The following is a 10,147-nucleotide window of genomic DNA, read 5'->3' as shown; positions in this document are numbered from 1 at the left end:
CTCGACTTGGCCTCCGGCCGGGTCGTCTCGGCCGGCCGGCCCGCCTTGTCGGCCGCCGGCGCGGGCTCGGCCTCTCCCTGACTCTCGAAACGCTTGCGCCAGGCGCCGACGCGCGAGCCGTCATAGAGCGTCTCGTCGGTGAGCGACGTGTCGCCGCCGAACGGCGCCGAGCAGGAACGGCCGGTCTGCGAGCCGGGCTGCACCTCGCGGCCGGCGCGCAGATCCTCGAGCAGCGCCTCGAAGCTCGCCGGATCGAGGTCCTCGAAGTAGTCGTAGTTGACCTGCACCATCGGGGCGTTGGAGCAGGCGCCGAGGCACTCGACCTCGAGCCAGCTGAGCTTGCCGTCGGCCGTGACCTGCCGCTCCTCGCCGATCACCCTGCGGCAGACCTCCTTCAGGTCGTTCGCGCCGCGGAGGGCGCAGGGCGTCGTGCCGCACAGCTGCACGAAATGCTCGCCGACCGGGGCCAGGTTGAACATCGTGTAGAAGGTCGCGACCTCCATCACCCGGATCGTCGGCATGCCGAGCATCTCGGCGATCCCGCGGATCGCCGGCTCCGGCAGCCAGCCGCCGTTCTGCTCCTGGGCCTTCCACAGCAGCGGGATGACGGCCGACATCTGGCGGCCTTCCGGGTACTTGGCGATCTGCCCTTCCGCCCACTGCAGGTTCTCCTGCGTGAAGGCGAAGCTCTCGGGCTGGATCTCGGCAAGGCGGCGGACGGACATCAGCGAGCCCCTTCCGGCCGTTTGAAGCAGTTCACGAGCGCGCTCGACTTCGGGTTGATCATCATGAGGTTCACATCGCCGAACCTCGCGCGGTTCGCGAGCTGGTAGCCCTGCTTCAGGAGCTCGTCGCCGCGCACGGTCTGGTCCTTTTCCGGCAGCGAGCAATCGTAGCTCGCGAGATCGAGCGCCGCTTCGGCGAACGCCGGGACCGACGTCCCGAGCAGCAGCACAGTCGCCAGAGCGGTCTTCATCGGTCGACCTCGCCGAACACGATGTCGAGGGAGCCGAGGATCGCGGAGACGTCCGCGAGCATCGTTCCACGGCACAGATGGTCCATGGCGGAAAGATGCGCGAAGCCCGGCGCGCGGATCTTGCAGCGATACGGCTTGTTGGTCCCGTCGGAGACCAGGTAGACGCCGAACTCGCCCTTCGGCGCCTCGACCGCCGCGTAGACCTCGCCTTCAGGCACGCGGTAGCCCTCGGTGTAGAGCTTGAAGTGGTGGATGAGGCCTTCCATCGAACGCTTCATCTCTGAGCGCTTCGGCGGCGCGACCTTGCCGTCGAGGGTCGCGATCGGGCCACGCTCCTTGCGCAGCAGCGCGCAGCATTGCTGCATGATGCGCGTCGACTGGCGCATCTCCTCCATGCGGATCAGGTAGCGGTCGTAATTGTCGCCGTTCTTTCCGACCGGAACGTCGAAATCCATCTCGGCGTAGCACTCATAGGGCTGCGACTTGCGCAGGTCCCAGGCGGCGCCCGAGCCGCGGACCATCACGCCCGAAAAGCCCCACTCCCACGCCTCGTGCAGCGGCACCACGCCGATGTCGACGTTGCGCTGCTTGAAGATGCGGTTCTCGGTCAGCAGCGCGTCGATGTCCGCGAGCGCCTGGAAGAAGCCGTCGCACCAGACGTCGATATCCTCGACGAGTTCGGCCGGCATGTCCTGGTGCACGCCGCCGGGACGGAAATAGGCCGCGTGCATGCGCGAGCCGGAGACCCGCTCATAGAACACCATGAGCTTCTCGCGCTCCTCGAAGCCCCACAGCGGAGGCGTCAGCGCGCCGACGTCCATCGCCTGCGTGGTGACGTTGAGGAGGTGGGAGAGGATGCGGCCGATCTCGCAATAGAGCACGCGGATCAGCTGCGCGCGGATCGGGATCTCGATCCCGAGCAGGCGCTCCGTCGCGAGGCAGAAGGCGTGCTCCTGGTTCATCGGCGCGACGTAGTCGAGCCGGTCGAAATAGGGCATCGCCTGCAGATAGGTCTTGGCCTCGATCAGCTTCTCGGTGCCGCGATGGAGCAGCCCGATATGCGGGTCGACGCGCTCGACCACTTCGCCGTCGAGCTCCAAGATGAGGCGCAAAACACCATGGGCCGCAGGATGTTGCGGGCCGAAGTTGATGGTGAAGTTGCGGATGTCGGCTTCAGCCATGCCCGGCCTCCTGACGCTTCTCCACCTCCGCCATGAACTCGGCGGCGGTCAGCCGCCGCGTGTCGTTGGCGAAGTCGTAGAACGCCGGCTTATCGTCGATGAAGATTTCCTTGGCGAAGACGAAGCCCGCCGGATCCTCGAAGGTCGACACCGCGACATGCGCCGAGGACCCGTCCTGCATGCGCCAGATCAGGCTCGAGCCGCAGCTCCGGCAGAACAGCCGCTCGCCATACTCGGACGATCTGTAGACCCCGAAGGCGGCCTCGTCGGCGAGCGCGACGTCCTCGCAGGCGGTCGCCATGAACACGCCGCCCGCCCATCGGCGGCACATGCCGCAGTGGCAGACGTCCACCTCGCCTGTCGCCGGGCGCGCAGCGAAACGCGCGGCGCCGCAGAGGCAGCGGCCGGTTCGGAGCGCGGCCTCAGCCATTGCTGGCCTCCGCCGTGCGGGCGGACCCTTCATCGCCGCTGAACTTCCTGGTCGCGTCAGCGAAGGCGTAGTTGCCCGGCTTGTCGTCCATGAAGACTTCGGTCGCGAAGGGGAAGCGGCCCGGGTCGTCGACGGACTGTGCGGAGATGTCGAGGCTCGACCCGTCGAGGGCGCGCCAGAACATCGTCGAGCCGCAGATCCGGCAGAAGCCGCGCTCGGCCTCCGCGGAGGACCTGTACTGTCCGACCGCCTCGCCGCCTGCGATCTGGAGGCTCGCAGGCTCGACGGCGAGATACAGGAACGGACCCGCGCTCCAGCGCCGGCACATGCTGCAATGACAGGCGTGCATCGAGCCGTCCTTGAGCGTCGCGGCCATGGTCACGGCCCCGCACAGGCATTCGCCCTGAACCCGTTCTCCGGCAGCCATGGCGGTGGTCACTGCGGCTGCTTGGCCTTCTCGTCGCCGGGCAGCACGTAGTCCACGCCCTCCCATGGCGACAGGAAGTCGAAGTTGCGGAATTCCTGGTTCAGCCGGACAGGCTCGTAGACCACGCGCTTGGCCTCGTCGTCCCACCGGACCTCGACGAAGCCCGACATCGGGAAGTCCTTGCGCAGCGGATGCCCGTCGAAGCCGTAATCGGTCAGCAGGCGACGCAGGTCCGGGTGGCCGGAGAACAGCACGCCGAAAAGATCGTAGGCCTCGCGCTCGAACCACAGCGCGCCGGCGAAGACGCTGGTGACGGACGGCACCGGCGTCTCGTCATCAGCCTCGATCTTCACCCGGATCCGCGTGTTCTTGTAGGGCGAGAGCAGATGGTAGACGACGTCGAAGCGCTTCTCGCGCGCCGGCCGGTCGACCCCGCAGATGTCGACGAAGCAGACGAAGCGGCACTCCGGGTCGTCGCGCAGGAAGGTCAGCACGGAGACGATGTCGGCGGCCTCGGCCTCGAGCGTGAGTTCGCCGAAGGCGATGCGGGCGGAGCGGACGGACGCTCCGAGGCTCTGCGCGGCGCGGGCGCCGATCGCGGTCAGAAGGTCTTCGGCCATCGCCCTGCCCTCACCGCTCGATCGTGCCGGTGCGGCGGATCTTCTTCTGCAGCAGCAGCACGCCGTATAGCAGCGCCTCCGCAGTCGGAGGGCAGCCCGGGACATAGATGTCCACCGGCACCACCCGGTCGCAGCCGCGCACGACCGCATAGGAATAGTGATAGTAGCCGCCGCCATTGGCGCACGACCCCATCGAGATGACGTAGCGCGGCTCCGGCATCTGGTCGTAGACCTTGCGCAGCGCGGGGGCCATCTTGTTGGTCAGCGTCCCGGCCACGATCATCACGTCGGACTGGCGCGGGCTCGCGCGCGGGGCGAAGCCGAAGCGCTCGACGTCGTAGCGCGGCATCGACGCCTGCATCATCTCGACCGCGCAGCAGGCGAGGCCAAAGGTCATCCACATCAGCGAGCCGGTGCGCGCCCAGGTGATCAGGTCCTCGGCGCTGGTGACCAGAAAGCCCTTGTCGGAGAGCTCGGCGTTGACGTCGCCGAAGAAGCGGTCGTCATGGCCGATCGGACGGCCGGTCGCATCCACAAGCCCCTTGGGCGCCGGCGCGACCAGCGTCTCCGGGCGAGGAGAGTTCAGTCCCATTCCAGAGCTCCCTTCCGCCACTCGTAGACGAAGCCGACCGTCAGCACGCCCAGGAAGATCATCATCGACCAGAAGCCGAACGCCCCCACCTCCTTGAACGCGACCGCCCAGGGAAACAGGAAGGCGACCTCGAGGTCGAACACGATGAACAGGATCGCAACGAGGTAGAACCGGACGTCGAACTTCATCCGCGCATCGTCGAAGGCGTTGAAGCCGCACTCGTAGGCCGAGAGCTTCTCGGGGTCCGGATTCCGGTAGGCGACGAGGAACGGCGACACCAGCAACGCCACGCCGATAAGCAGCGCGACGCCAAGGAAGACCACCAGCGGGAGATAGTCGGAAAGCAGATCCGTCATCGCCTCTTCGCCTCCGCCGCTCCGCCTAAGCCATTGCGCCAGCGAGCCTTCGCCGCGCGGCAGTGCCACGCAGCGAGGGGGTCCCCGGCGCGGAGGCTTAGACCCCTGCGCCAAAAGGCGCAAGGCATGCCAGACGCGAAACAGAAGAATTCCAGAGAGCGCTCTGTTTGCGTCGGCACGGAGGCGCGGCGCTGCGCCCGGAAGGCCCTCTTGGGGCGGCCCGGACGAAGGGCGCGCGCTACTCCGCGCCGTCGGACGCGGTCCCGCGCCGATGTGCAACGACAATGGAGACAGGCATGAGTTTGACAGGGCAATTGGGCGATCTTCTGAGCACGGCGCTCGAGGACATCAGCGGCCCCGGAGGCGTCCTGGACGATCTGCTTAACAGTCCCGATCCGCTCGGCCTCGTCGGGGCCGCGGGCGATGGCAAAACCGTTCTCGGAGACATCTTCGGCAACAGCGGCGTCCTTGATGACCTGACGTCCGCCGACGGCGGCACTGTCGGCGAGGTCCTCAAGGACATCGCCGGACCGGGCGGCATCCTCTCCGACCTCACCAACAATGACGGCCTCGGCGTCGGCCATCTGCTCGGTGAGGGCACGGTCCTCGAGAACCTCGTCGGCGACGGCGGCACGGTCGACCATGCGCTGAGCCTGCTGTTCTGACCTCCGGGGGAGCGGGCCGAGGCGGCCTCTCTCCCCACCCGGACCGGCGGGGCGCGAGCCCCCTCGCCTAGCGGCTACGCGCGCTGCTTCATAGCTCCGTCGGCGGCTGCGCTCGTCGCCGGCGGTCACGTCTTCGGGCTTCGGCTCGAAGCGCGACGCCCCCGCCCTATCTCGCGCGCATCACTGCGAGAAGGAGCACCCCATGCACGTCACGATCGAGAACGCCGAGCGGGCGATCGCGAGGGCCGTCGAGAAGGCCCGCGAGATCGACACCTTCATGTGCATCGCGGTGGTGGATTCAGGCGCCGACCTCAAGGCCTTCCGCCGGATGGACGACGCCTGGGTCGGCAGCATCGACATCGCGATCAAGAAGGCCAAGACCGCCGTGTTCTTCGGAATGCCGACCGGCGAGATCGGCAAGCTCTCCCGGCCCGGCGGCTCGCTCTACGGCATCGAGCATTCGAATGGCGGGCTGATCACCTTCCCGGGCGGCCTGCCGATCGTTGACGAGAACGGCGTGATGGTCGGCGCGATCGGCGTCAGCGGCAGCTCGGTCGAGAACGACCACGCGGTCGCGCTCGCGGGCGCGCAGGCGCTCGGGCTGACCGAACTGCCCTCGCACCCTTGGCGCACCTGAGGTCGAATCCGGTGCCCGGGCGACCGGGCGCCCCAGTCGGTAAGGAACCGTAAACCATCCGGGGGTTCCATCGGGGCTTGATCAGGCGACGATGGAGGTGACCCCATGAGCACGATCAGCGTGGGCGAGATCATGGAGCTCGCGGCCGAGCAGGCCGCGCGCTACGCCGGTTCGGGAACGCCGGATCTCGACGAGCGGGTGGAGGCCTTCGTCGACGGGGTCGCCGAGGCGGTCGAGCATCCGACCGTGAATGTCGAGCGCTTCGCGGACTCGCTGTTCGAAAGGCTCGATTCGGCGATCATCCGCCTCGAAGCCTGCGCAGAGCCCCGCCGGGGGCATCCCGAGGGCGACGAACTGCAACGCCAGAAGGTGTTCTTCGCCGCGGTCGCAGACCGACTGAGCGCAAGGCTGCAGCAGCGGCTGGACGCCGGTCACGCTGCTCACTGACCGGCCGTCTCCAGCCCGGGGCGCCCGAGCCCCAGCCTGAGCGCCCTTCCCGTCGTTCGGGACGGGCGCGAGCGCCTCTTCGGCCTGTCCGGCTTGCACGTCAGGGTAGGGCCGACTGGCCGTTTACGCCTTTTTGATAGCGTCATCTGGGCGCCGATTGTGTGGCGGAATCTTGCCGTCAAACCAATACTTGTCGGATGGCAACACCAGACATCGCCGGGCTGACCGCCTCCGCATACTCGCGCGCTCTCAGGTTCGCGGTCATCGGCGGAGGCGTTATCGAGGCCGACATAGACTCGTTCCTCGCCGAGACCGTCGCGATCGATCGACTGTCCGAGGAGGCGCGGGCGGAGTTCGCGTCAGGGCTCAGGCAGCGGGCGAGATCGCTCATGGAACCGGATCCGTTGGTGCCGCACAAAGGCGCCAACCCCCTTGGCCAGGCGACCCACGACTACCTGGTGCGACTGGCGGAGGCGGTCGAGCGTAGCCCGGCGGCGAGCTAGCTCCCCGGTATCTCGCACCTCTTACGAAAACGGGGCGCCCTGAGGACTAGGCCGGCGCCGCGGCGGCTCCTTCCTCCCGAAGCGCCCACCGGACGATGGCGGCCGTGCCCAGGGCCCCTGCCCTGATCGCTCTCTTCCTTCGCGCGGGAACACGGAACCCGTGCATCTCGGCCGCCCAAGCCGGGAGCAGATCGACGCCCGCGCCCAGCATGAGGGAGCTGAACGGCGCCAGAGCCGGATTCTCCGAGGGCTGCGAGAGGAGCGCGCGGGCCACCTGCCGGGTCCGCCGATCCCATCTGAGGTCGGGCCGTATTTCCCGAAGATAGGCCTCGACCTCGAGCCGCGTCGTCGGGACGGCGGTCGCGCCGAGATGGCGGGCGATGATCGCCGTCTCGGTGAAGTAGCGGTCCTGCTCCGCGGCCGACAGAGAGGGGTTCCGGTATCTGAGATACGAGCTCAGAAAGGAACGGACCTCCGCGACATGGACCCATGTCAGCAGCGCCGGGTCGCTTGCGCGATAGGGCGTGCCGTCCGGAAGCTCGCCATGGACACGCTCGTGGACGTGGCGCACCCGCTCGATCAGCCTCAGCGCCTGATCGGTCGAGCCATAGGTCGTGCCGGAGATGAACTGGGCGGTCCGGCGCAGGCGGCCGGACATGTCCCGCCGGAAGTTCGAATGATCCCAGACCCCGCCCAGCGCCCCGGGGTGGAGCATCTGGAGCAGCAGCGAGCTGACGCCGCCGATCATCATCGACGTGAAGTCGCGGTGCACCCGCCAGGTCACGGAATCCGGCCCGAACAGACCATGATCGGTGGGCGGCGAAGGCGCGGGAGCTTCACCGGAGCCATGCCCGACGAGGCTGTGCACTTGATGTCTGATGGCGCTGCGGATGGTTTGCATATCAGGGATTTAGGTCGCTGGGGCGACTTCACCAAGCGGCCCGGAAAAGCCCGGTCCGGGGCCGGGCGTCCGCGCACGCCATCATTCGCCCTGAGGTCAGGGCCGGCCGGACGTCGCGTGGCGGAGGGCGAACCAGTCCGCGAACGCCTCGGGAGCAAGCGGCCGGGACATCAGATAGCCCTGCGCCTCATCGCAGTCTTGCTCCGCCAGGAAGCCATAGACGTAGTCCGTCTCGACGCCCTCGGCCACGACCCGGTAGCCGAGATCATGCCCCATCGTGATCATCGTTCCGACCAGGGTGCGGGCTCGCGGCTCCTTCTCGAGATGGCCGACGAACGAACGGTCGATCTTGAGCACGCTGGCCGGGAGCCGCTCCAGATAGGACAGGCTGCTGTAGCCGGCGCCGAAGTCGTCGATCGCGATCCGGAGCCCCGCTGCAGCGAGCCTGTCCAGCTGGGCGAGCGCCGCCTCGCCGTTCGAAAGGGCAGCGCTCTCGGTCAGTTCGATCTCGATCGCCGACGCCGGCAGGTCGGCTTCGGCAAGACGGGCGATCACGCGCTCCGCGAAGTCTGGCTCCGCCAGGTTCGTCGCGCTGATGTTCAGCGAAACCGAGACGCCGATCCCGCGCGAGCGCCACTCGACGATCTGCGAGACCGCCGCGTTCACCACCCACTCCGTGATCCCGCGCGCCAGCGTCGTCTTCTCGGCCAGCGGGATGAACTCCCCCGGAGAGACGGCTCCAAGCTCGGGGTCGGTCCAGCGCAGCAGAGCCTCAACGGCGACGCACGCGCCGGACCGCAGGTCCACGCGCGGCTGATAGACGAGCGAAAGCCCCTCCCCCGTCGCGAGGGCGGATCGCAGCTTCTCGATCAGCGTGAAACGCCGACGATGCTCGTCGTCGAGCGACTTGCTGTAGACACCGAGCGACCCGTGTCCGCGGGCGTCCTGGCTGGCGCTGAGGGCCATCCGCAGGACGTCGCCCGCCGAGACCTGGGCGAGGCGGAAAGGCGCGACGCCGAGGCTCGGATTGGCCGCGAAGGCGCCCCCGACGAGCCGTGCGCCGCCCGAGAGAGCCGACCGCACGCCCTCCGCCAGCCTCGAGACGTCCTCGGTCCGGTCGCTCTCCGCGACATAGACGAACTGGGTGGCGCCGACATGGTAGAGCTTCGCGTCCGGGAGGACTTCCCGGATCAATCTGCTCGACAGGGCGGCGACTTCGTCGGTCGCGAACGGGCCCGCGATCCGCAGAAGGTTGGTCAGCTCCTCGCTGGCGAGCAGGTCGATCAGGACCGCATGGCGGCGCTCGCCGGCATGTTCGCGCGCCATGTCCTCCAGATCCTCGAAGAACTGGTTCCGGTTCGGCAGCCCGCTCGCGGGATCGATCCGGCCGAAGGCGTGGTGCATCTCGATCTGCGACATGACCATGGCCGCGAGATCCTTCAGCGCCGAGATCTCCTCGTCCGTGACGTCGCGCGGCTCCGTCCCCAGAACGCAGAGCGCACCGAGCCCGTGTCCCTCGCGGGTGACGAGCGGCGCGCCGGCGTAGAAGCGCACCCCGGAGACGCCGAGCAGGCTGTCCCGATAGCGGGCGCTTTTCTGGAAATCGCGTATCAGGACGAGGTCGGCGCTTTCCGCGACCTCGGCGCATGACGCCTTCTCGCGCGGAATCTCCCAATGTTCGACCCCGACGCGCGACTTGAACCACTGACGGTCAGCGTCCGTCAGCGACACCGCGGCGATCGGCAGGCCGAATATCCGGCTGGCCAGGCGGGTGATGCGGTCGAAACTCTCGCTCGGCGCCGTGCCGAGAATTCCCAGACGGCGTAGCGCGTCGATGCGCGCCTCTTCGGATCGATCCACGTGCGCCGCCTCTTCCCAGCAGACACGTATTTAGGTACCCTCGGCGCAAGTTTCGCCTTTTACATAAAAATAGTCTCAGCAGTCGGTTAAGCCGCCGCCCAGCGTCAACGCCGGCCGGCGACGGCGCGGCGCCGCCGGAGGCGCTGACCCATCGGCCGCGCTGACCCATCGGCCGCTGCGTGGGCTGGAGCCGCATGGTCGCCCGGCGTCCGGGGCGTGGCGGCGAACCTGTGGTTCAGCTAGAACCGGCGACCAGGCCCGTCAGGCGGCCAGAAGGTGAAGGATCTCCCCCGTGAAGGAATACGAAGCGCTTCTTCAGCGCATGGAAGAGGAACAGGTGAAGATCCTGCAGTCGGCCGCCAAGGCCGGCGTTCTTCCGACCGACAACATGCTCGCGAAGATCGCGGACCTCGAACTCGCGATCGGGGCGGTTGAAGCGCTTCTGGACAGCGACGCCGCCCGCTCCTGAGGATCGCCCGCCGGCCGCCGTGCGCGCCCCATGTCGGGCCCGGAAACCGCGGTCGCCGGCCTCATGCACCTTGTGCGGCATGT

At 68.0% G+C, this 10,147-nt stretch carries 15 protein-coding genes; 5 read left to right on the top strand and 10 right to left on the bottom strand.

Translation table 11 applies throughout. The features are described 5' to 3' along the window. The 8 genes from nuoE to ACIKT0_RS07750 all read right to left on the bottom strand — a co-directional run. Nucleotides 1-725: NADH-quinone oxidoreductase subunit NuoE (nuoE, locus tag ACIKT0_RS07785; RefSeq protein ID WP_407104789.1), on the bottom strand; the 725-nt coding region annotated here is incomplete at its 3' end. Next, the gene (locus tag ACIKT0_RS07780; protein ID WP_407104788.1) at nt 725-976 is read right to left on the bottom strand and encodes a hypothetical protein; all 252 of its coding nucleotides are present in this window, start codon (nt 974-976) and stop codon (nt 725-727) included. The genes nuoE and ACIKT0_RS07780, both read right to left, overlap by 1 nt. Next, complete coding sequence (locus tag ACIKT0_RS07775) at nt 973-2,157, bottom strand: NADH-quinone oxidoreductase subunit D (RefSeq protein WP_407104787.1); 1,185 nt, start codon at nt 2,155-2,157, stop codon at nt 973-975. The genes ACIKT0_RS07780 and ACIKT0_RS07775 overlap by 4 nt, the downstream gene beginning before the upstream one ends. Further along, nucleotides 2,150-2,587: a GFA family protein gene (locus ACIKT0_RS07770; protein WP_407104786.1), complete on the bottom strand. Its 438-nt coding sequence runs from the start codon at nt 2,585-2,587 to the stop codon at nt 2,150-2,152. Before ACIKT0_RS07770 ends, ACIKT0_RS07775 begins: the two co-directional genes overlap by 8 nt. Next, on the bottom strand, nt 2,580-3,014 hold the full coding sequence (locus tag ACIKT0_RS07765; protein ID WP_407104785.1) for a GFA family protein: 435 nt from the start codon (nt 3,012-3,014) through the stop codon (nt 2,580-2,582). Before ACIKT0_RS07765 ends, ACIKT0_RS07770 begins: the two co-directional genes overlap by 8 nt. A gap of 8 nt (nt 3,015-3,022) precedes the next feature. Then, entirely contained in the window at nt 3,023-3,634 is a 612-nt protein-coding gene (locus ACIKT0_RS07760; RefSeq protein ID WP_407104784.1) for an NADH-quinone oxidoreductase subunit C, read from the bottom strand. Nucleotides 3,635-3,644: 10 nt separating this feature from the next. Further along, complete coding sequence (locus ACIKT0_RS07755; RefSeq protein ID WP_407104783.1) at nt 3,645-4,226, bottom strand: NuoB/complex I 20 kDa subunit family protein; 582 nt, start codon at nt 4,224-4,226, stop codon at nt 3,645-3,647. Beyond that, a complete protein-coding gene (locus tag ACIKT0_RS07750; RefSeq protein WP_183396226.1) occupies nt 4,217-4,582 on the bottom strand; it encodes an NADH-quinone oxidoreductase subunit A in 366 nt (121 codons plus the stop codon). The genes ACIKT0_RS07755 and ACIKT0_RS07750 overlap by 10 nt, the downstream gene beginning before the upstream one ends. 296 nt (nt 4,583-4,878) lie before the next feature. On the opposite strand from ACIKT0_RS07750, the gene ACIKT0_RS07745 reads away from it, so the two are divergent. From ACIKT0_RS07745 to ACIKT0_RS07730, 4 genes are all read left to right on the top strand, one after another. Further along, nucleotides 4,879-5,247 carry a hypothetical protein gene (locus ACIKT0_RS07745; RefSeq protein WP_407104781.1) on the top strand — a complete coding sequence of 123 codons (369 nt, stop codon included), beginning with the start codon at nt 4,879-4,881 and terminating at the stop codon, nt 5,245-5,247. A 202-nt stretch (nt 5,248-5,449) separates the two neighbouring features. Then, nucleotides 5,450-5,884, top strand: a complete 435-nt coding sequence (locus ACIKT0_RS07740) for a GlcG/HbpS family heme-binding protein (RefSeq protein ID WP_407104780.1) — start codon at nt 5,450-5,452, stop codon at nt 5,882-5,884. Nucleotides 5,885-5,989: 105 nt separating this feature from the next. Next, a complete protein-coding gene (locus tag ACIKT0_RS07735; protein ID WP_407104779.1) occupies nt 5,990-6,331 on the top strand; it encodes a hypothetical protein in 342 nt (113 codons plus the stop codon). A gap of 197 nt (nt 6,332-6,528) precedes the next feature. Further along, entirely contained in the window at nt 6,529-6,834 is a 306-nt protein-coding gene (locus ACIKT0_RS07730) for a hypothetical protein (RefSeq protein ID WP_407104777.1), read from the top strand. Nucleotides 6,835-6,880: 46 nt separating this feature from the next. Here ACIKT0_RS07730 and ACIKT0_RS07725 read toward each other — a convergent pair whose 3' ends face one another. Together ACIKT0_RS07725 and ACIKT0_RS07720 are read right to left on the bottom strand one after the other, a co-directional pair. Beyond that, on the bottom strand, nt 6,881-7,702 hold the full coding sequence (locus ACIKT0_RS07725; RefSeq protein ID WP_407104776.1) for an oxygenase MpaB family protein: 822 nt from the start codon (nt 7,700-7,702) through the stop codon (nt 6,881-6,883). 129 nt (nt 7,703-7,831) lie between these two features. Beyond that, on the bottom strand, nt 7,832-9,595 hold the full coding sequence (locus ACIKT0_RS07720) for a putative bifunctional diguanylate cyclase/phosphodiesterase (protein WP_407104774.1): 1,764 nt from the start codon (nt 9,593-9,595) through the stop codon (nt 7,832-7,834). A 292-nt stretch (nt 9,596-9,887) separates the two neighbouring features. On the opposite strand from ACIKT0_RS07720, the gene ACIKT0_RS07715 reads away from it, so the two are divergent. Next, nucleotides 9,888-10,064 carry a hypothetical protein gene (locus tag ACIKT0_RS07715; protein WP_183396257.1) on the top strand — a complete coding sequence of 59 codons (177 nt, stop codon included), beginning with the start codon at nt 9,888-9,890 and terminating at the stop codon, nt 10,062-10,064. The last annotated feature ends 83 nt before the right edge of the window (nt 10,065-10,147 follow it).

The organism is Hansschlegelia beijingensis (genome assembly GCF_045505405.1).
Lineage (GTDB): Bacteria > Pseudomonadota > Alphaproteobacteria > Rhizobiales > Methylopilaceae > Methylopila > Methylopila beijingensis_A.
Note: the sequence above shows the minus strand (reverse complement) of the source record. Positions and strands in the feature narration are given on the sequence as shown.

Coding starts and splice junctions, on each gene's coding strand:
- ACIKT0_RS07780 (WP_407104788.1), bottom strand. CDS start 976: ATGAAGACCGCTCTGGCGACTGTGCTGCTGCTCGGGACGTCGGTCCCG.
- ACIKT0_RS07775 (WP_407104787.1), bottom strand. CDS start 2,157: ATGGCTGAAGCCGACATCCGCAACTTCACCATCAACTTCGGCCCGCAA.
- ACIKT0_RS07770 (WP_407104786.1), bottom strand. CDS start 2,587: ATGGCTGAGGCCGCGCTCCGAACCGGCCGCTGCCTCTGCGGCGCCGCG.
- ACIKT0_RS07765 (WP_407104785.1), bottom strand. CDS start 3,014: ATGGCTGCCGGAGAACGGGTTCAGGGCGAATGCCTGTGCGGGGCCGTG.
- ACIKT0_RS07760 (WP_407104784.1), bottom strand. CDS start 3,634: ATGGCCGAAGACCTTCTGACCGCGATCGGCGCCCGCGCCGCGCAGAGC.
- ACIKT0_RS07755 (WP_407104783.1), bottom strand. CDS start 4,226: ATGGGACTGAACTCTCCTCGCCCGGAGACGCTGGTCGCGCCGGCGCCC.
- ACIKT0_RS07750 (WP_183396226.1), bottom strand. CDS start 4,582: ATGACGGATCTGCTTTCCGACTATCTCCCGCTGGTGGTCTTCCTTGGC.
- ACIKT0_RS07745 (WP_407104781.1), top strand. CDS start 4,879: ATGAGTTTGACAGGGCAATTGGGCGATCTTCTGAGCACGGCGCTCGAG.
- ACIKT0_RS07740 (WP_407104780.1), top strand. CDS start 5,450: ATGCACGTCACGATCGAGAACGCCGAGCGGGCGATCGCGAGGGCCGTC.
- ACIKT0_RS07735 (WP_407104779.1), top strand. CDS start 5,990: ATGAGCACGATCAGCGTGGGCGAGATCATGGAGCTCGCGGCCGAGCAG.
- ACIKT0_RS07730 (WP_407104777.1), top strand. CDS start 6,529: ATGGCAACACCAGACATCGCCGGGCTGACCGCCTCCGCATACTCGCGC.